This is a genomic window from Rhizobium sp. K33 (assembly GCF_056501445.1).
In genome coordinates this window covers 1,756,138-1,779,455 of the sequence record NZ_CP096478.1, presented here as the reverse complement: position 1 = coordinate 1,779,455, position 23,318 = coordinate 1,756,138, and the positions used below count along the sequence as shown (strand labels likewise).

27 protein-coding genes are annotated in these 23,318 nt (G+C 61.6%); 8 read left to right on the top strand and 19 right to left on the bottom strand.

Translation table 11 applies throughout. The annotated features are described in order from the left end of the window. Positions 1–83: 83 nt before the first annotated feature. Both M1E12_RS08895 and M1E12_RS08890 read left to right on the top strand, forming a co-directional pair. Positions 84–1,289: an alpha/beta fold hydrolase gene (locus M1E12_RS08895; protein ID WP_479564431.1), complete on the top strand. Its 1,206-nt coding sequence runs from the start codon at positions 84–86 to the stop codon at positions 1,287–1,289. Continuing rightward, positions 1,286–1,867 carry a protein-S-isoprenylcysteine O-methyltransferase gene (locus M1E12_RS08890; RefSeq protein ID WP_479564430.1) on the top strand — a complete coding sequence of 194 codons (582 nt, stop codon included), beginning with the start codon at positions 1,286–1,288 and terminating at the stop codon, positions 1,865–1,867. The genes M1E12_RS08895 and M1E12_RS08890 overlap by 4 nt, the downstream gene beginning before the upstream one ends. A gap of 5 nt (positions 1,868–1,872) precedes the next feature. On the opposite strand, the gene M1E12_RS08885 is transcribed toward M1E12_RS08890, so the two are convergent. Then, positions 1,873–2,490: a thioesterase domain-containing protein gene (locus M1E12_RS08885; RefSeq protein ID WP_310239285.1), complete on the bottom strand. Its 618-nt coding sequence runs from the start codon at positions 2,488–2,490 to the stop codon at positions 1,873–1,875. Positions 2,491–2,665: 175 nt separating this feature from the next. Between M1E12_RS08885 and M1E12_RS08880 the strand changes: the two genes are divergently transcribed. After that, positions 2,666–3,493, top strand: coding sequence for an inositol monophosphatase family protein (locus tag M1E12_RS08880; RefSeq protein WP_479564429.1), 828 nt, complete (start codon positions 2,666–2,668; stop codon positions 3,491–3,493). Positions 3,494–3,549: 56 nt separating this feature from the next. Here M1E12_RS08880 and M1E12_RS08875 read toward each other — a convergent pair whose 3' ends face one another. The 3 genes from M1E12_RS08875 to M1E12_RS08865 form a co-directional block, all read right to left on the bottom strand. Continuing rightward, positions 3,550–4,755, bottom strand: coding sequence for a multidrug effflux MFS transporter (locus tag M1E12_RS08875; RefSeq protein ID WP_310239570.1), 1,206 nt, complete (start codon positions 4,753–4,755; stop codon positions 3,550–3,552). 129 nt (positions 4,756–4,884) lie between these two features. Beyond that, complete coding sequence (gene grxD / locus M1E12_RS08870; RefSeq protein WP_113459572.1) at positions 4,885–5,217, bottom strand: Grx4 family monothiol glutaredoxin; 333 nt, start codon at positions 5,215–5,217, stop codon at positions 4,885–4,887. A gap of 105 nt (positions 5,218–5,322) precedes the next feature. Then, the gene (locus M1E12_RS08865) at positions 5,323–5,553 is read right to left on the bottom strand and encodes a hypothetical protein (protein ID WP_310239280.1); all 231 of its coding nucleotides are present in this window, start codon (positions 5,551–5,553) and stop codon (positions 5,323–5,325) included. Positions 5,554–5,675: 122 nt separating this feature from the next. Between M1E12_RS08865 and M1E12_RS08860 the strand changes: the two genes are divergently transcribed. Continuing rightward, complete coding sequence (locus M1E12_RS08860) at positions 5,676–6,830, top strand: hypothetical protein (RefSeq protein WP_479564428.1); 1,155 nt, start codon at positions 5,676–5,678, stop codon at positions 6,828–6,830. A 54-nt stretch (positions 6,831–6,884) separates the two neighbouring features. Here the strand turns inward: M1E12_RS08860 and M1E12_RS08855 are convergent, their stop codons facing one another. From M1E12_RS08855 to M1E12_RS08845, 3 genes are all read right to left on the bottom strand, one after another. After that, the gene (locus M1E12_RS08855; RefSeq protein WP_054149753.1) at positions 6,885–7,118 is read right to left on the bottom strand and encodes a BolA/IbaG family iron-sulfur metabolism protein; all 234 of its coding nucleotides are present in this window, start codon (positions 7,116–7,118) and stop codon (positions 6,885–6,887) included. A 114-nt stretch (positions 7,119–7,232) separates the two neighbouring features. Continuing rightward, positions 7,233–9,455: a phosphoribosylformylglycinamidine synthase subunit PurL gene (purL, locus tag M1E12_RS08850; protein ID WP_479564427.1), complete on the bottom strand. Its 2,223-nt coding sequence runs from the start codon at positions 9,453–9,455 to the stop codon at positions 7,233–7,235. Between the two features lie 147 nt (positions 9,456–9,602). Next, positions 9,603–11,021 (bottom strand): aminotransferase-like domain-containing protein, encoded by a 1,419-nt coding sequence (locus M1E12_RS08845; protein WP_479564426.1) that lies wholly within the window; start codon positions 11,019–11,021, stop codon positions 9,603–9,605. Here M1E12_RS08845 and M1E12_RS08840 point away from each other — a divergent pair. Further along, entirely contained in the window at positions 11,020–11,364 is a 345-nt protein-coding gene (locus M1E12_RS08840) for a DUF1127 domain-containing protein (protein ID WP_479564425.1), read from the top strand. The two genes, M1E12_RS08845 and M1E12_RS08840, sit on opposite strands and share 2 nt — an antisense overlap. Here M1E12_RS08840 and M1E12_RS08835 read toward each other — a convergent pair whose 3' ends face one another. The 5 genes from M1E12_RS08835 to purC all read right to left on the bottom strand — a co-directional run bounded on the left by M1E12_RS08835 (position 11,365) and on the right by purC (position 13,783). Beyond that, positions 11,365–11,751, bottom strand: a complete 387-nt coding sequence (locus M1E12_RS08835) for a hypothetical protein (protein ID WP_479564424.1) — start codon at positions 11,749–11,751, stop codon at positions 11,365–11,367. 61 nt (positions 11,752–11,812) lie between these two features. Then, positions 11,813–12,484, bottom strand: a complete 672-nt coding sequence (purQ, locus tag M1E12_RS08830; protein WP_479564423.1) for a phosphoribosylformylglycinamidine synthase subunit PurQ — start codon at positions 12,482–12,484, stop codon at positions 11,813–11,815. Further along, the gene (locus M1E12_RS08825; RefSeq protein WP_102020215.1) at positions 12,481–12,738 is read right to left on the bottom strand and encodes a hypothetical protein; all 258 of its coding nucleotides are present in this window, start codon (positions 12,736–12,738) and stop codon (positions 12,481–12,483) included. Before M1E12_RS08825 ends, purQ begins: the two co-directional genes overlap by 4 nt. 19 nt (positions 12,739–12,757) lie before the next feature. Continuing rightward, positions 12,758–13,000: a phosphoribosylformylglycinamidine synthase subunit PurS gene (gene purS / locus M1E12_RS08820; RefSeq protein ID WP_113376567.1), complete on the bottom strand. Its 243-nt coding sequence runs from the start codon at positions 12,998–13,000 to the stop codon at positions 12,758–12,760. An 18-nt stretch (positions 13,001–13,018) separates the two neighbouring features. Further along, the gene (purC, locus tag M1E12_RS08815; RefSeq protein WP_113459581.1) at positions 13,019–13,783 is read right to left on the bottom strand and encodes a phosphoribosylaminoimidazolesuccinocarboxamide synthase; all 765 of its coding nucleotides are present in this window, start codon (positions 13,781–13,783) and stop codon (positions 13,019–13,021) included. Between the two features lie 244 nt (positions 13,784–14,027). On the opposite strand from purC, the gene M1E12_RS08810 reads away from it, so the two are divergent. Continuing rightward, positions 14,028–14,342, top strand: a complete 315-nt coding sequence (locus M1E12_RS08810; protein ID WP_136541664.1) for a DUF1476 domain-containing protein — start codon at positions 14,028–14,030, stop codon at positions 14,340–14,342. A 37-nt stretch (positions 14,343–14,379) separates the two neighbouring features. Here the strand turns inward: M1E12_RS08810 and M1E12_RS08805 are convergent, their stop codons facing one another. Both M1E12_RS08805 and M1E12_RS08800 read right to left on the bottom strand, forming a co-directional pair. Further along, positions 14,380–16,893: a sensor domain-containing protein gene (locus M1E12_RS08805; RefSeq protein ID WP_479564422.1), complete on the bottom strand. Its 2,514-nt coding sequence runs from the start codon at positions 16,891–16,893 to the stop codon at positions 14,380–14,382. A 139-nt stretch (positions 16,894–17,032) separates the two neighbouring features. Beyond that, positions 17,033–17,581 carry an RBBP9/YdeN family alpha/beta hydrolase gene (locus M1E12_RS08800; RefSeq protein WP_136541668.1) on the bottom strand — a complete coding sequence of 183 codons (549 nt, stop codon included), beginning with the start codon at positions 17,579–17,581 and terminating at the stop codon, positions 17,033–17,035. Between the two features lie 377 nt (positions 17,582–17,958). Here M1E12_RS08800 and M1E12_RS08795 point away from each other — a divergent pair, with 377 nt between their 5' ends. After that, positions 17,959–18,750, top strand: a complete 792-nt coding sequence (locus M1E12_RS08795) for a DUF2189 domain-containing protein (RefSeq protein ID WP_310239259.1) — start codon at positions 17,959–17,961, stop codon at positions 18,748–18,750. Positions 18,751–18,759: 9 nt separating this feature from the next. Here the strand turns inward: M1E12_RS08795 and M1E12_RS08790 are convergent, their stop codons facing one another. From M1E12_RS08790 to rpe, 5 genes are all read right to left on the bottom strand, one after another. Further along, positions 18,760–19,056: a hypothetical protein gene (locus tag M1E12_RS08790; RefSeq protein ID WP_479564421.1), complete on the bottom strand. Its 297-nt coding sequence runs from the start codon at positions 19,054–19,056 to the stop codon at positions 18,760–18,762. Positions 19,057–19,130: 74 nt separating this feature from the next. Then, positions 19,131–20,432 (bottom strand): adenylosuccinate lyase, encoded by a 1,302-nt coding sequence (purB, locus tag M1E12_RS08785; RefSeq protein WP_479564420.1) that lies wholly within the window; start codon positions 20,430–20,432, stop codon positions 19,131–19,133. 64 nt (positions 20,433–20,496) lie between these two features. Then, positions 20,497–20,979 (bottom strand): hypothetical protein, encoded by a 483-nt coding sequence (locus M1E12_RS08780; protein WP_479564419.1) that lies wholly within the window; start codon positions 20,977–20,979, stop codon positions 20,497–20,499. Continuing rightward, positions 20,976–21,695: a DUF2259 domain-containing protein gene (locus M1E12_RS08775; RefSeq protein ID WP_479564418.1), complete on the bottom strand. Its 720-nt coding sequence runs from the start codon at positions 21,693–21,695 to the stop codon at positions 20,976–20,978. The genes M1E12_RS08780 and M1E12_RS08775 overlap by 4 nt, the downstream gene beginning before the upstream one ends. Beyond that, the gene (rpe, locus tag M1E12_RS08770) at positions 21,692–22,369 is read right to left on the bottom strand and encodes a ribulose-phosphate 3-epimerase (RefSeq protein WP_479564417.1); all 678 of its coding nucleotides are present in this window, start codon (positions 22,367–22,369) and stop codon (positions 21,692–21,694) included. Before rpe ends, M1E12_RS08775 begins: the two co-directional genes overlap by 4 nt. 174 nt (positions 22,370–22,543) lie before the next feature. Between rpe and M1E12_RS08765 the strand changes: the two genes are divergently transcribed. Further along, positions 22,544–23,308, top strand: a complete 765-nt coding sequence (locus tag M1E12_RS08765) for an SDR family oxidoreductase (RefSeq protein WP_113459590.1) — start codon at positions 22,544–22,546, stop codon at positions 23,306–23,308. Positions 23,309–23,318: the final 10 nt, after the last annotated feature.

The window sequence follows — 23,318 nt, the reverse complement described above, 5'->3', positions numbered from 1 at the left end:
CGGACGGTTCTTGCACATTGCGGCCGGATCAGGGGGCGGGGCGTTTTCCAGTGTCGGCCCCCCCGCAATGCGTGGGAGTAGGAATGTCTGAGGTCGCTCAGCCTTCGGTGTCGAAGCGTGCCGTCTTTCTCGTCGGAGGCTATGAACGCAACGATGCTGCCGGCTTCTTCCGGCGCATCGGCCGCGAGATGGAGCGCTTCTGCAAATGCTGGTCCGTCGAGGCAAAGCTCGGCGCACCGGTTGAGGCGACCGGCGCGGTGGCAACGACTGCGATCGCGAACTATCTCGGTCCTGACGGTGCCTGCCGCTCGGACATCACCTTCTTGAGCTTCGATGACATCGTCAAACGGGATGGCGCGCGGCCCTTCCTCGTGCGGCTCGGGGTCTATCTGGTCGCCTTCTTCGACTATGTCTTCAGCGGCACGATGTTCCGCTTCTTCTCGAGCAACTGGCGCTTTGCCCTCTATTTTCTCTATCCCTTCGTGATGCTGGTCCTCTTTGCCTGGCTCGGTACCATCGCCTATCGGCTGACTGGTCTCTTGGCCCTGCCAGGCGGCCCCGTCTTGCCGATGCTTGTCGGCGCCAGCGTCGCCTATGGGGTCGGGCGCTTCATCGGACGCCGCTACTTCGTCTTCCACCTGATGGATCTCTGGTCCTTCAGCCGGGAGCATCTGCATTGCCGGCGGCCCGAGATGGACGCCCGCATCGACGACTGGGCATCGCTGATCGCGAAGCGGACTGCGGCGACCGACTACGACGAAGTGCTTCTGATCGGCCACTCCACCGGCGGCGCGCTTATTCTCGATGTCGCGCACCGGCTTGCCGAACACCTCTCGTCCGAGGGCAAAAATGCCGATTTCAAGCTCGTGACGGTGGGCTCGACCTCGCTCAAGGTGGCGCTTCATCCGAAGGCGAAGCGCGCGGGAGAACGGCTTGAGGCGCTAGCGCGGCATCATGGGATCCGGTGGGTCGAATTCCAGGCTTTGACCGACATCATCAACTTCTACAAATGTGACCCTTACGCCCGTGCCGGGCTGACCCACCAGCGGTCGGACGTTTTTCCGCGCCAGTTCCAGGTCCGCTTTCGCGACATGCTCGAACGCGCGGCCTACAAGCGGGTGCAGAAGAACTTCTTCCGGGTTCACTATCAGTTTATCTCGGCCAACAGCCGGCGCTATTTCTATGATTTCTTCATGATCTGCTGTGGCACGCGCCCGATCGAGGCCGTAAGAAACGACCGGCTGCCGATTGCGGCAGATGCCGGTGCAATGACAGAGACAGTATCATGACGCGCGTATCCTTCATCCTCTGGGCCCTGATGCTGGTGACCTGGTGCGCCATGCGCTATCCGGCCATGCGTCGCGCACGCCGGCAGAAGACCCGGGTCGATCGCCGCTCCACCCTCGATATTTCGCTGCTGGTTCTCTGCACCGTCGGCCTCGTCGTGCTGCCGATCCTCTGGCGCCTGCATGCCTTTGATGGGTTTGCCGATCGCGGGCAGGGGATCATCCCGCTGATCCTAGGCCTTTTGAGCGGCATCGCCTTCCTCTGGCTCTTCCGCCGCAGCCACAAGGATCTCGGTAAGAACTGGTCGGTGACGCTGGAAGTGCGCGAAGGCCATCAGCTGGTGACTCAGGGCGTTTACGCCCATGTCCGCCACCCGATGTATGCCTCGTTTCTGCTCTGGGGCGTCACCCAGGCGCTGCTGATCCCGAACTGGATTGCGGGTTTTGCCGGGCTCGCCGCCGTGCTTGCGCTTTACGCCGTCCGTCAATCCCGCGAGGAGGCAATGATGCGCGACACGTTCGGTGCGGAATATGACGCCTACAGCGCCCGGACCAAACGTCTCATTCCCGGCATCTTCTGACCGCGTCAGCGCTTGCGAAGCGCCTGCGTGATTTCCTTGATGGCGCGGTCGTGAAGGGCCGGGTTCTTGTCGATGTTGAAGTGGCCGATACCCTTGATGGCGGTTTCGCCCTGGCGCAGGTTTATGTTGGCGAGCTCGCCCTTGAAGCCGGGGGCGGGCAGAACAGGCGACCAGAGGTTTTCACCCCCGGTATAGAAGTTCAGCGTCTTCTTCACGTTGCCGGGCACCGGACCCTTGCCTGTCGGGTCGAAGCTCAGGATCAGCGCCACCGGGATCTTCATCGGCTGCAGGGCGGAGGCGATCGAGAAGGTCATGTCCGCGCCCAGCGAGTGACCGACAAGCACGATCGGGCGGGCATCCTTCGATTCCCGGTAGCGATCCGCGATCTTGCGGGCGAAGGCCTGCGCATTTGGCAGCGACAGAACCTCCGCCTTGATCCCGTCCGCGGCAAGCTGCTTGCCGAGCGTGTCGAGCCCGGTCGAGAAAATGTTGGCGAAACCGCGGAAGAGATAAACCTGGCCCGTTGCGAGCTTCGGCTTGCGAGGCTTGGCGGCCTCGGCGGGCAGGACGGAAGCGGCAAGGATCAGGGAGGCATGAGAGAGGAGGGCGCGTCTGGAGATCATGTCGGAAGAAGATCCTGGGAATGCAGTTGTTCCGAATTCATGCATGATTCAGGCCGGCTGACAACCGGATTGCCACATGCTTGGGCCTGTACTTCGCCCTTATCGGCACGCTAGAAGACGGGTGACTGGATCGTATGTCGAAGCGTGCGTCCATTACACCCACAAGGAGACGCCCATGACAGCCGCCATCGACATCGCCGCCCTTGCCAATCTCCTGCAGGAGGCCGCCGTGGAGGAGATCCTGCCGCGCTTCCGCAATCTCGGGGATGACGACGTCAGGATGAAGACGGAAGCGATCGACCTCGTGACCGAGGCTGATGAGGCCGCCGAACGCGTCATCCGCAAGGGGATCGAGCGCCTGATGCCCGATGCACTCTTCGTCGGCGAGGAAACGGTCGCAGCAGACCCGGCCCTGCTCGATCGTCTGCAGGGTGCGGAGCTTGCCGTCGTGGTCGATCCGATCGACGGAACCTTCAACTTCGCCTCCGGCCTCACCCTGTTCGGGATGATCCTGGCCGTGGTCTCCAAAGGCGAAACCGTCGGCGGTGTCATCTATGACCCTATCGGCAACGACTGGGCTCTGGTCGAAAAGGGCTCGGGCGCGTGGCTCTACCGACCGGATGGCTCGCAGGAGCAGATGCAGGTGCGTCCCAGCGGCCCGCTCGAGCAGATGATCGGGATCGCCAATACCGGCTTCTTCGACATCGAGACGCGCCGCAGGATCCTTTCAAATCTCGCCGAGGTGCGGCTCTTCACCAGCTATCGCTGCGCAGCGCACGAATATCGTCTGCTGGGCCAGGGACACATGGATTTTGCCATGTACAATAAGCTGATGCCCTGGGATCACCTTGCAGGTGCCCTGATGATGCAGGAAGCGGGTGCCCATGTCGCACGCTTCGATGGTTCGCCCTATCTGCCGCACCACACCTCCGGCGGGCTGCTCGTGGCATCGGATGCGGATGCCTGGCAGGAATTGCGGGAACGGATCTTTACCGTCGACTGAAACTGAAAAGGCCCGGCATTGACCGGGCCTTCTTGTGTCGATTGCATTTGCGCCGTTCAGACCGGCTTGTTGTGCGCCTGGAACAGGCGACCCTTTTCGCCGATCAGGACGAAGACGAGGCCGATGATGCCGACCACGAAGAAGCCGGCCACCATGGGCAAAGCCGTGCCGTTGAAGGCCTGGCCGATCGCGGCGCCGATGATCGAGCCACCGATCGTGCCCATGAAGCCCAGAACCGAGGACGCGGTGCCGGCGACGTGGCCGAGCGGCTCCATGGCGAGCGAGTTGAAGTTCGAGCCGATCCAGCCGAACTGGAACATCGCCAGTGCAAAGAAGCCGATGAACAAGAAGAAGGGCATGGGCTGAGGGCCCACGACCTGAACGATCAGCCAGATGAAGTTGATCGCGATAAAGCCGAGCAGCGAGCCGTGCGACAGCTTGCGCATGCCGAAACGACCGACCAGCTTGGCATTGACAAAGGACGACAAGGCCATGAACAGGGCGACGCCGGCAAAGGCGACCGGGAACCAGACGCCGAGACCATAGATCCCGACATAGACCTGCTGTGCGGAGTTGATGAAGCCGAACAGGGCGCCAAAGATGAAGGTGCTGGCGATCGTGTAACAGAGTGCCACGCGGTCGGTCAGGACGATGCGGAAACCGTCAAAAATCACCTTGATGGTGAAGGGCCGCACATCTTCCCGTGCCAGGGTTTCCGGCAGGCGGATATACATCCAGACGCCGACGATCATGGCGATCACCGCCATGAAGACGAAGATCCAGTGCCAGTCGCCGAAGAGCATGATCACCTGACCGGTGCCGGGCGCGACGACCGGGATGACCATGAAGACCATCATGATCAGCGACATGACTTCCGCCATCTGGCGGCCGCCGAAGACGTCGCGCACGATCGAAACGGTGATGACGCGCGTCGCGGCGGAGCCGATGCCCTGGATGAAGCGCAGGAAGAGCAGCGTTTCGAAGCTCGGCACCATGACGACGGCAAGCGACGAGATGATATAGATGGCAAGACCGAAGATCATCGGCAGCCGGCGACCGAAACGGTCGGCGATCGGGCCGTAGAAGAGCTGCGCGATGCCGAAGCCGATCAGATAGGCGGAGACGACATATTGCCGGTGGTTTTCATTCTCGACGTTGAGCGCGGCGCCGATCTCCTGGAGACCCGGCAGCATGATGTCGATGGCGAGCGCGTTGAGCGCCATTAGAAAAGCCATCAGTGCAATAAATTCGGCACGTCCCATGGCGCCCAGGGTTTTGGGCGTGGCCTGTAATGAATCTGACATGAATTATGACCTTGAAACGGCATGAAGGCGTTGCTTTGAACAACGCCTTCATAACCTGGAGATTTTGTATGGCCTGTCGGCCGGGGGTCAGGCAGCGCCGCGGACGGCGATGCCCTGGTCTTCGAAATGCTTCTGAAGTTCGCCCGCCTGGAACATTTCACGGACGATGTCGCAGCCGCCGACAAACTCGCCCTTGATGTAGAGCTGCGGGATCGTCGGCCAGTTGGAATAGGCCTTGATGCCTTCACGGATTTCCATGTCGGCGAGCACGTTCACGCCCTTGTAGTCCACGCCGAGGTAGTCGAGGATCTGAACCACCTGGCCGGAGAAACCACACTGCGGGAACTGCGGGCTGCCCTTCATGAACAGGACTACGTCGTTGGTCTTGACTTCGTTGTCGATGAAATCGTGGGCGCTCATGTCATTCTTCCTTTCACATGCCGTTCAAGGCGGCAGCTTCGATTTGCCGTAGAAATAGCAACACGGATCGCCTTTTGCCAGTGGCGAGTTTGTGGCACGCCCGAATTAGCGGCTGCGCTGACGGCTGCGTTTGGCAGCGGTGCGACGGCGGCTTACCTGCTTGCGGGCCGGTGCCTTGACCCGCTTCGTCGTCTTGCGGACGTAACGCCCAGTTGTAGCTGAGCGGGTCTGGCGCTTGCGCCGACGGGTGGTACCCTTGCGGTTGGTCTTCTTGAGGATTTCCTTCAGGACGCCCTCGACGACGTCCTTCACGATGGTGCCGAGCAGATCCGCGATGTTCGCCTCCCATATACCCTGTGTTTCAGGTGGTTTTGTTCCATACGCTCTTTAAATCAGCGCAATTCTCGTCTAGCAAGCGCCACCTGCGGCCGCCGGCCGTCGATCGAGTGACTGCCTCCATGATTCAAAGCCGCATTGTTCTGCATTTTCCGGGTTTCGAGCCACTGGACGCCGAAGCCCACCATCAGCGCTACAAGCGATCTGCAGCGCAGGCGTCAGCGGTCTGGAATGCAGGCTTCGAAGTCGGTGAACTTGCTTGCGACAGGCGGGGCGCCCATTTCCCGGTTGATGCCGATGTTGCCGGCTGGAATACCTCTGCCAAGATCCATGTCTTCGATCACAACACACTGATCACGACGATGCGGGTCGAGCCCCTCTGGACTCAGATCGGACGAGGTTTCAGAGCCGGATGGGATGTTGTCGTCCAGGGCGGCGCATGGGCCTATTTCCGCAACGCCTGGCGCTTCGGGCTCTTCTTCCTCTTCCCATACCTTTTCCTGGCGGCCGGTCTGGCGCTTGGCGTCAACATCGCGGCCATTCCGACTGCCTTGGAGCTTTCGGCGTGGTGGTTCGCGCTCTGCGCACCTCTCGGCTATCTTGTCTTTCGTTACGGCGTGATCCGCTTCTCGGACCGCTATCACGTCCTGCATCTGCTAGCTGACTGGCGGCTCGCCGTCGCGGTGGCCGAAAACCGATCGGAGATTGCCTCCTGGATCGATCAGGCCGCTGCTCAGGTGCTTGCTGCACTGGACGAGCCCGCTGATGAAATCCTCGTCACTTCCCATAGCATGGGTGCCAATTTCGCCGTCTCGGTCATCGCTCGCGTGTTCGAGCTGGCGCCGGAGGCTCTCAAAGGCCGTCGGCTGGTCTTCGTGACACTCGGTGGTGCGGCTCTCCAATGCAGCCTGTTGTCATCGGCGGCTGTGCTGCGCGGTCGCATCGGTGCGCTCGCTAGGCGGCCGGATGTCGACTGGTTTGACATTCAGTGTCTGACAGACCCGATCCATCTCTACAAATGCCATACGGTGGCGCTGTCTGGTCATAAGGATGCGCCGCAACCCAGGCTCGTCTTCATCCGCTTCAAGCATGCGATGTCACAGTCGCGCTATGAGAAAAACCGGCGCGATTTCCTGCGGATGCATCGGCAATATGTGCTGGGACCGGACCAGCCGAGCGGCTTCGATTTTACGCTGATGACGGCCGGGCCGCTGCCGGCCAACACCTTCCAGGCGCTGGATTCGCAGAAGCCGCCGGCCATCCCTGCAAGGTCATGAAAAAGGCCCGCCGGTGAACGGCAGGCCTTCAAAATCTTCTCTATAGTCCGGTGGTCAGTCGGGAATGCTTGTCTGCAATGCCAGAGCGTGCAGCACGCCGCCCATATTGCCCTTCAGCGCGTCGTAGACCATCTGGTGCTGCTGAACGCGGCTCTTGCCGCGGAAAGCTTCGGCGACGACCTCGGCGGCGTAATGATCTCCGTCACCAGCGAGGTCGCGGATTACGACCTTTGCTCCCGGAATGCCGGCCTTGATCATGTCTTCAATGTCGCCTGGTTTCATCGGCATGTAACGGATCCCTCATGCAAATCAGCAATGTGAGAACTATCGTGCATTCGCCGAAGCGTTTCAATGGGGTAGGTGGCGCCTACCCCATGCTCCACAGGCATGTGATCGAATGGATCAGGCGATCTCGCCGTCCATGAGCGCCGGGAACCAGGCCTCATGCGCCTTCTTCAGGTCCTCGACCGCCACCGGCTTCGCATCGCCAAGCACGACGTTCGAGCCACCGGTGCGGCCGATCCACGGGCAGAAGACACCTGCCACTTCGGCGCGGACCTGCACCTGGTCGACATCGGCTTCCTTGACCGTCAGAACGTAACGGCCCTGGTCTTCGCCGTAGAAGACGGCGACCGGATTGGCGTCGGTCAGGGCGTTGATATGGGCGCCGATACCCGAGGCCATGGCCATCTCTGCCACAGCCAGCGCGAGACCGCCGGACGAGCAATCATGCACCGCGGTTGCCAGACCGTCTTCGATCAGCCCACGGACGAAATCGCCGACCTTCTTCTCGTGCTCGAGATCGACATGCGGTGCGGGACCGTCGGTGCGGCCGTGGATGTCGCGCAGATAGACGGACTGGCCAAGATGCGTGCCCCAGCCGGACGGCGCGCCGGCGAGCAGGATCGCTTCGCCCTGAGCGGCAAAGCGGATGCGTGCCATCTTCTTCCAGTCCTTCATGAGGCCCACGCCGGCAATCGTCGGGGTCGGCAGGATGGCCTGGCCATTGGTCTCGTTGTAGAGCGAGACGTTGCCGGAGACGATCGGGAAGTCGAGTGCCTTGCAGGCCTCGCCGATGCCTTTGATCGCAAAGACGAACTGGCCCATGATCTCGGGGCGCTCGGGATTGCCGAAGTTCAGGTTGTCGGTGGCGGCGAGCGGCAGGGCGCCGGTCGCCGTGATGTTGCGCCAGCATTCGGCAACCGCCTGCTTGCCACCTTCGAACGGGTCGGCCTCAACGTAACGCGGGGTGACGTCGGAGGAGAAGGCGAGCGCCTTCGTGGCGTGGCCTTCGACGCGGATGACGCCGGCATCGCCGCCCGGAAGCTGCAGCGAGTTGCCCTGGATCAGCGTGTCATACTGTTCGTAGACCCAGCGGCGCGAGGAGTTGTTGGCGGAGCCGACGAGCTTCACGAGCGCGTCCGCGACGTCGCCGGCCGGAATGTCGTTCTCGGTCAGCGGGGCAGGGGTCTTCGGTTCGATCCACGGACGGTCGTATTCCGGAGCCTCGTCACCCAGTTCCTTGATCGGGAGGTTTGCGACTTCCTCGCCCTGATGGATGACGCGGAAGCGCAGGTCGTCGGTCGTGTAGCCGACGATCGCGAAGTCGAGGCCCCACTTGACGAAGATCGCCTTGGCGACCTCTTCCTTGGAGGGCTCGAGCACCATAAGCATGCGCTCCTGGCTTTCCGACAGCATCATCTCGTAGGCCGTCATGCGCTCTTCGCGCACCGGCACCTTGTCGAGATGCAGCTCGATGCCGAGGTCGCCCTTGGCGCCCATTTCAACAGCCGAGCAGGTGAGGCCAGCAGCACCCATGTCCTGGATGGCGATGACGGCGCCGGTCTTCATCAGCTCAAGGCAGGCTTCGAGCAGGCATTTTTCGGTGAAGGGGTCGCCGACCTGGACGGTCGGACGCTTCTCTTCGATCGACTCGTCGAATTCGGCCGATGCCATGGTCGCACCGCCGACGCCGTCGCGGCCGGTCTTGGCACCGAGATAGACAACGGGAAGGCCGACGCCCTTGGCTTCCGAGAGGAAGATGCCATCCGCCTTGGCAAGGCCGGCAGCGAATGCGTTGACCAGGATGTTGCCGTTGTAGCGGGCGTCGAATTCGACTTCACCGCCCACCGTGGGAACGCCGAAGGAATTGCCATAGCCGCCGACACCCGCAACGACACCAGCTACCAGATGCTTGGTCTTCGGATGATCAGGCGCGCCGAAGCGCAGGGCGTTCATGGCCGCGACCGGCCGGGCGCCCATGGTGAAGACGTCGCGCAGGATGCCGCCGACGCCGGTTGCTGCGCCCTGATAGGGCTCGATATAGGACGGGTGGTTGTGGCTCTCCATCTTGAAGACGACGACATCGCCGTCATCGATATCGACGACGCCTGCGTTTTCGCCCGGACCCTGGATGACCCGCGGACCCTTGGTCGGCAGCGTCTTCAGCCACTTCTTCGAAGACTTGTAGGAGCAGTGCTCGTTCCACATCGCCGAGAAGATGCCGAGCTCGGTAAAGGTCGGCTCGCGTCCGATCAGGTTCAGGATGCGATCGTATTCGTCCGGCTTCAGGCCGTGGCTTGCGATCAATTCTGCGGTGATGGGACGGGAGTTGGAAACGGTCATCTGGCTCTCAGGGCAATGGAGATCGGTGGGAGATCGGTTTCGAGGCAGCCTATAACCCAAGCCTGCGCCCGGCGCACTTGAAAAATGCGCGCAATCAGGCCTTTCCTGCCGCTTTCCGGCGCAGGTCGCCTTGCATATTCCCGATGGTCAGACGATGGCGCTGGTGCCGAGCGGCGACTGGTCGAGGATGCGCCGGACCGTCTTCAGTCCTTCGATCGAAATCGAGCGTTCGCTGCCTTCGCTGAAGCCGACGCGGACATGGTGATAGACCCGCGACGAACGGGCGGGCTTGAACTCGTCCTCGTCGTCGATCAGGACATCGGCATCGAGCACGGCCTGCTTGAAGGTGCCTGACATCCAGGGTTCGGGAAGCTTCAGCCAGAAGAAAGGCAGGCGGGCATGGGAGCGGAAGTCCTTGCCAGCGAAAAGCTCGCGGACAACAGCTTCCCGCGCGCCGATTTCCGCCAGCACCTTGCCTCGGATTTCGCCTGCGGCACCCGACAGCACCAGCCGGGCGGAAAGTTCAGCGAGAAGGAAAGGCAAGCCGCCGCTCACCATCTTCTGGGTCACGCGGACGCGCTGGCTCATATGGGGCGGACAGGCTACCCAGCCCCCGCGCACGCCGGCCGCCACGCATTTCGACAAGCCGTTCAACAGGAAAGTCCGGTCTGGCGCGAGTTCGGCCAACAGCGGAATCTCGTCTGCGATCATGCCGCCATAGAGATAGTCCTCGATCAGCCAGACATTGTATTTGCGCGCGATGTCGACGATGTCCTTGCGCCGAGAGAGTGGCAGGCAGGCGAGCGTCGGATTCTGGCCCGATGACATGATGAAGGCGGCCTTCGGATGCTCGCGGGCACAGACGCGCTCGAAGTCCTCCGGCAAGATTCCATCCTGGTCCGAATCGACCAGTGCAATCTGCCGGCCCATGAGATTTGCGCTGCGGGAGACCTGCGAATAGGTCAGATGCTCGCAGACGATCCGGTCGCCCGCGACGCTGACGGCGGCGACCACGGCATTGACCCCGGCATGGACGCCGAGTTGTGGCAGGATCTGTTCGGCGTCTGGTGTCCAGCTGCCGGAAGACAGCCATTGCCGACCTGCCTCTAGCCAGTCGGGGGAGAGGGTTCGGGTGTAGCTCGAAATCTCCCCCGGATGAGCCGACGCGATCTCCGCCATGATGCGTCCGACCAGTCCTGCCTGGCCGACATCAATTGCGGCCGTCGTGTCGAAGCGTAGCTTGCCCGGCGGTGGGATAATGGCGCGTGTGCCGCCATAGTTGATCGACACGGGATCGCGGGGCGGCGCCGCGCCGCTGTCGTCGTTGCCTTGGACATAGGTGCCGCGACCGACCTCGCCTGTCACCAGCCCTCTTTCACGCAGCAGGGCATAGGCACGCGAGATTGTCCCTATTGTCACCCCGACATCATAGGCGAGATCGCGCTGCGGCGGCAATTTGGCGCCATTGGGCAGTGCGCCTGATTTGATGGCGTTTTCCGCTTCATCCGCGATGCGGACATAAAGCGGGCCAGTACCTGTATCAAGGGAAGGGAGCCAATTTGTCATGATGACAATTCTATATATTGTCACCCAAGAGGAGTCAATTCATATGCTGTCACCACAGGAATTGACATCGGGAATATTCGATATGGTGACAATAGAGACAATCGGTTCGAAGACCGGGGTTGCCCCGGTTCAGCCGCCAAGATTGAGGTGGCTGGCTGCGACCATTCAGGCTGCGGGAAGGGCGTTGGCACTTCGGCGGCGGCGGCGGATGACACGCGTCCATCTCTCACAACTGACCGAAGATCAGTTGCGGGATGTCGGTCTGTCGCCAGATGTAGCCGAGCGAGAAATCAGGAAGTCGCGTCTGCTGCTGGTCGAGCGGCCTTATCAGCCGCCGTTCTGATCAGCAGTCGTTCCTGCCATTCGCCCAGCGGACGACGTCCTGGCGGATCCGTGGCGCGACGTTTTCGTTCAACAGTGGGCCGAACGCGTCGAGGCGAGGGGGCGTCCCCTCGGCCTGAACCACGAGCACGGGTCGGTCGTCGCGGGATCCCTTGCGAACCAGGAGGATACGTGGGCGGCCGGAGAAGGAGCTCAGTTCAGGAGAAAGCTGGTAGGTCCGGAAAGCGGCGTCTCCGGACTTGATCCAGCAGCGGTTCGCAGCGACCGCCACCTTTTCCATGATGTCCAGCGCAGATTGTCCACGCACTGCGGGCCTGGGAGCCTCAGGCTTGCAGGCCGTGAGACCTGTTGCTGCAAGGAGAATGACGGAGAAGGCGAAGCGGCGCATGGGCGATCTTTCGGCTGACTGCCGCCTTCCCTTAAAGGTCTGTGGTTAAGCGAAGCTTACTTCAGGCAGCAATCACGTCCAGCGCGGAGGCGAAGATGCCGCGACCGTCATTGCCGCCATGCGCGGCTTCGATCAGATTTTCCGGATGCGGCATCATGCCGAGCACGTTGCCCTTGGCGTTGATGACGCCTGCGATGTCGTTCATCGAGCCGTTCGGGTTGGTGCCGTCTGCGTAACGGAAGACCACTTGGCCATTGCCTTCGATCGCCTTCAGCGTTTCGGCATCGGCGAAATAGTTGCCGTCATGGTGGGCGACGGGGCAGCGGATGATCTGGCCCTTGGCATAGGCGCGGGTGAAGTCGGTATCGGCGTTGACGACTTCAAGCTTGATTTCCTTGCAGACGAATTTGAGCGAAGTGTTGCGCATCAGCGCGCCCGGCAGCATGCCTGCTTCCACCAGGATCTGGAAGCCGTTGCAGACGCCGATGACCTTGACGCCCTTTTCGGCCTTTTCCTTGATCGCCTGCATCACCGGCATGCGGGCTGCGATCGCGCCGCAACGCAGGTAGTCGCCATAGGAGAAGCCGCCCGGAATGACGATCAGGTCTACATCGGGAATGTCAGTCTCGGTCTGCCAGATCGTGACGGGCGCATGGCCGGAGATCTTGGTGAGAGCCGCGATCATGTCGCGGTCACGATTGAGGCCTGGGAGCTGGACGACGGCTGATTTCATGGCTGTGGCTCAAACCTTAGCTGGGCTTCCTGGAACTCCCGCAGCTCCAGGCGATTGTCGATGCGGTCTAATCGGCTTTCGAAGTGTCCGACGGTTGCGCGCAGGTTGTTCACGTCACCCTGCAGTGCATGTAATTGCGCGCGCATTGTCTGATTGTCCGCGCGCAACTCGCTGATGGCAAAGTCGACCTTGTCAAATCGCTGATTGAGCTTCTTCAGAAGCTCGAACATCAATTCGCTTGTGACTTCGGCCATCGTGCATCTCCCTCAACCCTTAGGCGATGGAGATAGTATAATTCTCGATAACCGTGTTGGCGAGGAGCTTTTCGCACATGGCCTTCAGCTCGGTCTCTGCCTTGGCCTTGTCGTCGCCGGCGAGTTCGAGATCGAAGACCTTGCCCTGGCGGACCTGGCCGACGCCGTCGAAACCGAGTGCGCCGAGGGCGCCTTCGATGGCCTTGCCCTGCGGGTCCAGAACGCCGTTCTTCAGGGTGACTGTGACACGTGCCTTGATCACTGATCTCTTCTCCAAAGCTTACTTGACGAGAACCGGGCCCGTGCCACGGATCGGTTCGTTTTCATTCATGATGCCGAGACGGCGGGCGACTTCCTGATAGGCTTCGAGCAGGCCGCCCAGATCCTGGCGGAAGCGGTCCTTGTCGAGCTTCTCGCGGGTCTCGATATCCCAGAGGCGGCAGCTGTCCGGAGAGATCTCATCGGCCAGTATGATGCGCATCATGTCGCCTTCGTAGAGACGGCCGCATTCGATCTTGAAGTCGACGAGCTGGATGCCGATGCCGAGGAAGAGGCCGGACAGGAAGTCGTTGACGCGGATGGCGAGCGCCATGATGTCGTCGAGCTCGGCGGGGTTCGCCCAGCCGAAGGCCGTGATGTGCTCTTCGGAGACCATGGGGTCACCGAGTGCATCGGACTTATAGTAGAATTCGATGATCGAGCGCGGCAGAACGATGCCTTCCTCGATGCCGAGCCGGGTCGAGAGCGAGCCGGCGGCGACATTGCGCACGACGATCTCGAGCGGAATGATCTCGACTTCCTTGATCAGCTGCTCGCGCATGTTCATGCGGCGGATGAAGTGTGTGGGAATGCCGATCTTGTTCAGATGCGTGAAGACGTATTCGGAGATGCGGTTGTTCAGAACACCTTTTCCGTCGATGACTTCATGCTTCTTCTTGTTGAATGCCGTTGCATCGTCCTTGAAGAACTGGATCAGCGTGCCGGGCTCGGGACCCTCATAGAGGATCTTTGCCTTGCCCTCGTAAACGCGGCGGCGACGGTTCATGGATGGTTTTCTCTGTTGGTTGGCATCCCGGCGCCTGAAGCGCGGACGCAGTGGATCGGTCTCTGAAGCGGTCCCTTAACGGAAAACCTTCGTTTTCACAATGCGCAGATCACCCCTTCCTGCCAAAACGTCGCGCCACCAGGGACTGACCCAGAATCGCGGAAGTTTGCATTGCACTTTGTACTCCCTTTTGATTAATGGGGAAACGAAACCGCACGATGGCGGTATAAAACGGGAGATCGATATGAGCGGCATGAGCGATCGTGAAAAGGCCTTCGAAAACAAGTTCGCACACGACCAGGAGCTTCGCTTCAAGGCAGAAGCCCGCCGCAACAAGCTGCTCGGCCTCTGGGCCGCAGGCCTGCTCGGCAAGGCCGATGCGGATGCCTATGCCAAGGAAGTGGTTGCTGCCGATTTCGAAGAGGCCGGCGATGAAGACGTGATCCGCAAGGTCATGGGCGACCTGACGGCTGGTGGCGTTTCGATCACCGATGAAGAACTGCGCGCCAAGATGATCGAGTTCCTCGGCCAGGCCATCGAACAGGTCCAGAATTCCTGATCGAAATTGTCTTTCGTCGATACCGATCCGCCCCGGCTCATGCCTGGGCGGATTTTTTGTCTTTGAGCATCTGCGTGACGTCCTCGAAGCTTTTGGGCCGGGCGAGGCCATAACCCTGCAGGACATCACAGCCAAGGCGGCTCAGGATCCGGGCGTGCTCTTCGGTTTCCACGCCTTCCGCCGTCACCTTGATGCCGAGCGAGCGGGCGATCTGGATGATCGACTTGACGAGGATCCGCTGCTCCTGGCTGTCGGGCACGTGCTCGATCAGTTGTCGGTCGATCTTCAGTGTCGTCGGCTTCAGGTTCAGAAGTCCGACGATCGAGGCGTGGCCGGTGCCGAAGTCGTCGATCTCGATATCGATGGCCAGTCGACGGAGCATGTCGAGATTGCTCATGACGGCAGCATCCTGACGGTCCAGGAAGACGCTTTCCAGAAGCTCGAAAGACACGGTGCCGGGCTTGATGTCGAGATCAGACAGTCCGCGGGCCAGATCGGGGTCGGTGAGGCGGCGGGCGGAGACGTTCACGGAAATCTTGGGCGGTGCGATGCCCTCCGCGCGCCAGGCCGCCTGGTCGATAAGCGCCTTCTCCAGGATGAGGCCGTCGATCTGAGCCAGCACCCCATATTCCTCGGCGATCGTGAGGAACTTGTCTGGGCCAAGGATGCCACGGGTCGGATGGCGCCAGCGGGCCAGACACTCCGCCCCGACCACATTGCGGGTTCGTGCGTCGAACTGCAGTTGGTACTGCGGAAAGATTTCATCGTTTTCCAGCGCTCTTAAGAGCTCGCTCGAAAGGCGATTGCTGTCGGCGAGCAGTGTGCGGCTGGCAGGCACATAGAACTCGTAGCGATTTCTGCCGAGATACTTCGCCTTGTAGAGCGCGATGTCGGCGTTCTGCAGCAGTTGCTTTGGGTCGATGTCTCGCGTGAGGCTATGTGCAATGCCGATGCTGGCGCCGAAGCGGCATTCCTGACCGTTGTACCAGGCCGGCTGCCGCATCTGGGCGATGATGCGGCTGGCAACGGTCGCAAGTGCCGGTGTGGCCCCATCATGATCGATCAGCACCACGAATTCGTCGCCGCCGATTCGGGCGGCAAAGTCGGTGACGCGAATATTGTCTCTGAGGATCTTGGCCGCCAGTGTCAGCATGGCGTCGCCGGCACCGTGGCCAAGCGTGTCGTTGATCTGCTTGAAACGGTCGAGGTCGATGTGAAGCACGGCGATGCCGGTGCCGAGCTCTCCCTTGCTGTCCCGCCACTCCTCAAGCTTCATCTCGAGATAGCGGCGATTGGGCAGCCCGGTGAGATAGTCGTGCATGGCCGAATGCTCGGCTTCGAGCCGTGTGCGTTCCAGCTCGGCATTGCGGGCCTCGGCCAGCGTCTTCTGCTGCTCGAGCTCCTGTCTGAGGCGCTGGTCCTCCGTCACGTCCCAGTTCACGCCAATCATCTTCAGCCGCCCGTCATGGTCCATGAAGGGCAGGCTGTTGGAGCGAATGTAGCGGGTGCTGCCGTCCCGGGCGATGATCCGGTAGTTGTCGGTAAAGGGCTTCATCTCCGCAATCTTGCCCGCGACATAGGCAAGCGTTCGGGCCCGATCTTCCGGATGCAGCTTGCTCTCCCAAAAGCCGCCGATCTGTACCTCGCAGTCGTTTTCGACTTCGAAGATCCGGCGCATCCCTTCGTCCCATTCGCTGGTGCCGGCTTCGAAGTCCGTCTCGAAGATGCCGATCCCGGAAATGTCGATTGCCAGTTTCAGGCGGCGCGAGAGGCCTTCCAGCCACTCTTCCTGCTGCTTGCGGGCGGTAATGTCGGTGTCGGTGCCGATGATGCGCGCAGGGTTGCCATCCGCATCGCGCTCGACGCATGCACCGCGGCACTCGATCCAGACATAGTGGCCTTGCTTGTGCATCTCCCTGTACTGAAAGACGCTGTAATCAGGGTCACCGGCATTTTGCCGCTCGATACAGTGCAAGACGCGCTCGCGGTCCTGCGGGTGGACGAGCTCCAGCCATGCTTCCATGGTCGGGGGGAAGGCATCATCGGGCCCCAGGCCGCGGATCTCGCGCCAGACATCCGAGTAATAGTAGTCGCCGGAACTGCGCTGGTCCCAGACCCCGGAGGTGGAGCCGACCAGGGCGTAATTCCAGCGGCTTTCCCGCATTGTAACCTCGTCGAGCTTGCGACGGAGGTCGGTGATATCGGTCAGCTGGAGCAGAACAGCGCCGTCGCCTGAGCCGTTGAAATTGGCCTGGCTCAGGCCGGCGATGAAGTGCTTTTGGTCAGCCTTTGACGTCGAGATCTCGATCGACGACGGCTTGTTGTCCATCAGCCGGCTGAGCGCGAGCAGCAGTTTCGCCGCGTCGGCATCCTTGAAGCATGTGGCGACGTTTAGGCCTGGCGACGCATCGTCGCCAAGGGCGTTGCGCATGGCGTCATTCAGCGAGCGGATGATCCCATCCGGGGTGAGCCATGCAGCAGGCCAGTCGAAGCAGGAGATCTCCATTCCACCCGCGCCGGGCGTGGGGAGGGTGGCAGCTTTTGGGCGCAAGATCATGCTCCTGGCTTCGAACGGTTGCAGGAAGTTTATGAGTGCCCGCTTAAGAAGGTTTTAAACTCTCCCGTCCGACGCCCAGATTAACGCCGTCTTTGCAATTGCCGGCTCGCGCCGTGTCCTAAATGCCCGAAGCCTAGAGGCGACCGAGGAACTGCGCAAAAACCATGGTTCCCTCAGGCCAGGGACCATGCCCGGACTCCGCATTGATATGACCGGATTCGCCGGCATCGATCAGGAAGGAGCCCCAGGCATTGGCGATGTCTTCCGCATGGGCATACTCGCCGAAGGGGTCGTTGCGGCTCGCGATCATGATCGACGGGAAGGGAAGCGGAAGGCGCGGGTAGGGGCCGAAGGTCATCAGATGTTTCGGCCGTATATCCGGATTGGCAACGTCCGGCGGCGCCACGAGAAAGGCTCCGGCCACACGCTGCTTCATCTCCGGAATAGCGTGCACGATCGCGGGTACGCCCAGCGAATGCCCCACGAGCACGACCGGTTTGGTCGAGGCGTTCACTTCCTCGGCCACGCGGGCGACCCAGTCTTCGCGTACGGGCTTCGACCATTCCGCCTGCTCCACGCGTCGCGCGGTGGACAGTTTCGCTTCCCAGCGGGATTGCCAGTGGTCAGGACCGGAATTGGTGTAGCCGGGGACGATCAGGATGTCTGCTTCTGAAACTTTCATGGCCCCTATCTGCTGTTCCGCTGCTGCAACGTCAAGATTTCGCGGCGCGCTCAGCGCCAGAAAATCGCGCTGAACGGGTCATTCTGCTTGCCGCCGGCGGCTTAGGATTTTGTGCAGGCGGAAGGGCGGGCCAACTCGCGGAGACGTGGGAGCCACCGAGCAACGAGATGACTCACGGCTTCGTGCGTCGAGAATAGGCGACAGATAGACCTTTAGGTGATAACCTAATCGCTTAACCCCCTTGCCCGGCGCATTGCGTTCATCACCCCGGCCTTGGGAGGAAGAGCCAGCGCCTCGTCGCGACCGCTTTGGCCCGACGTCGCCCACGCATTTCACTTTGCAGCTTACAGACCCTGTTGCTCGAGGAGGAAGTGAGAATGTCGACCTTTCATGTAATGACCGATGCCACCGGTACGATCGTCAGGCCCGAAGTGCGGCGGATCAGCGTGTCCGACGTCTTTGCGGCCCTGCGCGAAGGTTATGAGGATTTTCGCGAAAAGCCTTCGCATTACGCCTTCGTGGCGCTCATCTATCCGATCGCCGGTGCGATCATGATCGGCTGGAGTGCCGGCATCGAGCTTCTGCCGATGGTCTACCCGCTTCTCGCCGGTTTCGCCCTTGTCGGGCCGCTTCTGGCGCTCGGGCTGATGGAAATCAGCCGTCGGCGCGAGCTTGGTCAGCCGGCCGATTGGTCGAATGTGCTCGATCTCATGCGGTCGCCATCTTTGCCTGCGCTGCTGATGATGAGCCTTTACCTCCTGACCCTCTTCATGGTCTGGCTGGTGGTCTCGCGGGGGCTGTACCTGCAATTGATCGGCGATTATCCGTCGCCGGGCGTCTTTGCCTTCGCCAGCGGTATTCTCGACCACCCCAACGCCATTGCCTTCCTGTTCTGGAGCAATGCCTTCGGCTTCGTTCTGGCGCTGATTGCGCTCGTCATCAGCATCGTGGCGTTTCCCATGCTGCTCGACCGCGATTGTGGCGCTGCATCCGCCGTCTCGACATCGGTCAGGGCGAGCCTTGCCAATCCTGTTCCGGTCGCCGCCTGGGGTCTCATGGTCGCCGCGCTGCTCGCGATCGGCATGGCAACCCTGATGGTTGGACTGGTCGTCATCGTGCCCGTGCTCGGCCATGCGACCTGGCACTTCTACCGGCGGCTCGTGGTCTGAGGCGCAGCGTCAGCGGCTGCCAAAGCCATAGGCGGCGATTGCGAGCAAGGACAGGACAAGAGGCAGCACGTATCTACTTCTTGTCGCAGTCTTCGTCGTCGCCACCATGATGGCTGCCGCAGCCAAGGCAATGAGCAGCAGTACGATGCGCACCAGCGCTCGGGCGCCATTGGTTTCGATTGTCGAGGGATCGAGGCTCGCATCGAATTCGGCCATCCAGCCGTATTCGTGACCACTGAGCAGCCCAATGCCGAAGCTCGCGGACAGCGAGATCACTGCAAGCATCAGGCGCAACAGGTGCCGCAAGGGTCTTTCCTCTCAAACGAAAAGGGGCGCGAATGTTTCGCGCCCCCTCGTCATGTCAGATCGCCTGATGGAAATCAGCCGAAAACGCGCTTGAAGATCGTGTCGACATGCTTGGTGTGATAGCCGAGGTCGAATTTTTCGCGGATGTCCTCTTCCGACAGGGCGGCACGAACTTCCTCGTCGGCCAGCAGTTCCTCAAGGAAGTCGGCGCCCTTTTCCCAGACCTTCATCGCGTTGCGCTGGACGAGACGATAGCTGTCCTCACGCGACACGCCGGCCTGGGTGAGCGCCAGGAGGACGCGCTGGCTCATGACCAGACCCTTGAACTTGTTCATGTTCTTCAACATGTTCTCGGGGTAGATCACGAGTTTTTCGATGACGCTGGCGAGGCGGTTCAGGGCGAAGTCGAGGGTGATGGTCGTATCCGGGCCGATCGCACGCTCGACGCTCGAATGGCTGATGTCGCGCTCATGCCACAGGGCCACGTTCTCGAGCGCCGGGGTCACCGACATGCGCACGAGGCGGGCAAGGCCCGTCAGGTTTTCGGTCAGAACCGGGTTGCGCTTGTGCGGCATGGCGGACGAGCCCTTCTGGCCTGGCGAGAAGAATTCTTCCGCCTCCAGCACTTCCGTGCGCTGCATGTGGCGGATCTCGATCGCGACGTTTTCGATGGACGAGGCGATGACGCCGAGCGTGGCGAAGAACATCGCATGGCGGTCGCGCGGGATGACCTGGGTCGAGATCGGCTCCGGCACGAGGCCGAGCTTGGCGCAGATATGCTCTTCGACGCGCGGGTCGATGTTGGCGAAGGTGCCAACGGCGCCGGAGATCGCGCCGGTTGCGACTTCCGCCCGGGCATTGACCAGACGATCGCGGTTGCGGGCCATTTCGGCATAGAAGCGGGCGAAGGTCAGACCCATGGTCGTCGGCTCGGCATGGATGCCGTGGCTGCGGCCGATACGAACAGTGTCCTTGTGCTCGAAGGCGCGCGCCTTCAGGGCTGCCAGCACGCGGTCCATGTCGGCGATCAGGATGTCGGCGGCACGCACCAGCTGGATGTTGAGTGTCGTGTCGAGCACGTCCGACGAGGTCATGCCCTGGTGGACGAAGCGCGAGTCAGGGCCGATGAACTCGGCGAGATGCGTCAGGAAGGCGATGACGTCATGCTTGGTGACGGCCTCGATCTCGTCGATGCGGGCGACGTCGAATTCGGCCGGTCCACCCTTTTCCCAGATGGTGCGGGCGGATTCCTTCGGGATCACGCCGAGATCAGCGAGCGCGTCGCAGGCATGGGCCTCGATCTCGAACCAGATGCGGAACTTGGTTTCGGGGGACCAGATGGCGACCATTTCCGGCCGGGAGTAACGCGGGATCATCGGGCTCGTCTTTCGTTGGACATGGGAAAATTCTGGCCCCCCTTAGCAAAGTGGGGCAGCAAGCTCAACGGCTGCGGCGGGCCATGAAGATGCTCACGGCAAGAAGCAGGACCAATCCGACCGGTAGGAGATGGCGCAGGCCCAGAACAGCGAACTGATAGAGTGCGACCGCCGTCGTGTAGATCAGCTGATAACCCCCGATGCGGGTCGCGAAAGGGGCGTGCCAGTGGGCATAGAAATAGCGGTACTGTAGCGCATAGAGGCCGGCCGTCGCGCCGATCGTCACGATGCCGAGGAGCAATATCCAGCCGGCCAGGACAATCTGCGGCTGGCGTCCGACAGTGAGGATGTGGATCAGCGGCAGGGCAACGACCCATCCCAGGATCCCGCCACCGGCATAGATCACCGTCAGGATGAGGTCGTGGCTGCCGGTCGCGCGACTGAAAAGATGGATGGAGAGAAGAAAGCTCGCCGCCATGGCCAGTCCCCAGCCCAGCGCGCCGAGCATCCAGAACCGAGCGGAGGGAAGCCAGCGTCCCCCGGTCAAGGCTTCACCGGGACGGCCAGCCAGCGCAGATTGTTGCCCTCGAAGCCCAGGGATACGACCTGCACCAGAACCATATGCGGCGCAGAGGAGCCATAGCCAGGCGTTACCACGCCGCCGATGGCATAGGCGCTGGGGCAGTTGCGGCTCTTCGGAACGGCCTGGTCGCGATAGACCTCGCGCCGCTCATCTGGCTTTGCGTCACTGGCGACGGACAGTGCAAAGCCACGCACTTCGACGTCCATGCTTTCGCAGAGGTCTTCACCCTTGGCCTCAAACTCTTCGAGAAAGATCCGGTGAATGCCCTCCGAGACATAGAAGCTCGGAAAGGCCTGATAGCGCAGGTCTCGCGTCTTCTCGGTCAGCTCGCCGATGGGTGTCAGAGCCACCACATGGCCCGGATCGTCGCCGATCTTGCGTGCTTCTAGGATTGCCTTGGCCTGTTCAAGGCTCTGGCGACGCGCCTCGCCGATCGAGGCTTCCTCGCGCTGAATGAGAACCCTGACCGGCGTGCCCTCGACATAGCGGTCCGTTTCGGTGTCGATCACCTGGACTTCGGCATAGGCGAAGCCGGAGCCATCCTGCTCGCCGAACTGTTCGAAGGCGAAATATCTGCCATCCGGTGAATAACCGATCGGCCGCATCTCCGCCACGTCCCCCGCGCCTGCGGCAGAGGCCGACAGAAGCGAGAGCGCAATGGCAGAAAGCTGTGACCTCAACCGCGACCTCCCAGGGCTGCCTGCCTGAGAGTGTCGACCGTCTTGCGGTAGTCGTCAACGCCCTTGCCCTTGAAGATCGCCGAGCCCGCAACCAGGGCATTGGCACCAGCCTTGGCGATTTCGGCCGCGTTGTCGGCGGCGACGCCGCCATCCACCTCCAGATCGATCGGACGGTTGCCGATCAAGGCATGCGCCTTGGCGATCTTGTCGGTCATGGCGGGAATGTATTTCTGGCCGCCGAAGCCGGGGTTGACGCTCATGATCAGGATCAGATCCAGATCATCCATCACATGCTCGATTGCCGAGAGAGGCGTTGCCGGATTGAGCGAAACGCCGGCCTTCTTGCCGAGCCCGCGGATGGTCTGCAGCGAGCGATGCAGATGCGGACCGGCTTCGGCGTGAACCGTGATGATGTCGCAGCCGGCATCGGCGAAGGCTGCGAGATAGGGATCGGCCGGCGCAATCATCAGATGGCAGTCGAAGACCGCCTTGGTCCGAGGACGAAGCGCCTTGATGATCGCGGGGCCGAAGGAGATGTTCGGCACGAAATGACCATCCATCACGTCGAGATGCACCCATTCGGCGCCGGCCTCGACGACATCGCGGACTTCCTCGCCCAAACGCGAGAAATCCGAGGCGAGGATGGAAGGCGAAATCAGAAGAGGACGGGTCATCTAAGGCTCCTCGCGAGGGTAGGGCGACTGTTGGGCGTCCGCATAGCACCGGCCACCCCCACCGGCAACCATGCCTTTGGATGAGAAGCGGTCGCTTTCCGGGTCCGGCACCCTTGACGATCACGCTTGCTCGCTTCATCCCTCGGCCAAAGAAAAGCAGTCTGGGAGGACGACATGGCCAAGTTCGCGATCATCACCGGCGGCAGTTCCGGCATCGGCCGGCATCTGGTCTCGGCCTTCGTGCGAGAAGGGTATGACGTCGCGTTCAGCCATCTTGGGCAGCATGATGCGGCATCGGAGGTCGAGAAAGAGGCCGCGGCCCTTGGCGGGCGCGCGATCGGCCGCGAATGCGAGGTTGCCAACAGCGCGGCCATCGAGGTGTTTCTGGACGAGGTGATCGCATGGGCCGGACAGGTGCCGGACGTCCTCGTCAACAATGCCGGCATCCAGACCTGGGCTTCGATGCTCGAGCTTTCAGAAGACCGCTGGGATGCCGTCATCAGCACCAATCTCAAGGGCACGTTCCTCAATACGCAGCGCGTGGCGCGGCGGATGGTCGAGGCGGGCAAGGGAGGTTCGATCATCAATCTCGGCTCCGGCTGCAACAAACACGCCTTTCCGAAACTCGTCGACTACACCGCCTCCAAGGGGGGCATCGAACAGTTGACCAAGGTGTCCGCTGTCGAGCTTGGACCGCATCAGATCAGGGTCAATTGCATCGCCCCCGGTGCAATCGAGACGGCACGAACCCAAGCGGAAGCGCCCGATTATGCCAAGACCTGGGGTGATGTGACGCCGCTTCGCCGCGTCGGCACGCCCGAGGATATCGCCGGGCCGATCCTCTTCCTCGCCGGACCGCAATCGGCTTTTGTGACCGGGCAGACGATCTGGGTCGATGGTGGCGTGTTCAGCCAGGCCTTCTGGCCCTATCGCGACTGATCCTTCGCAA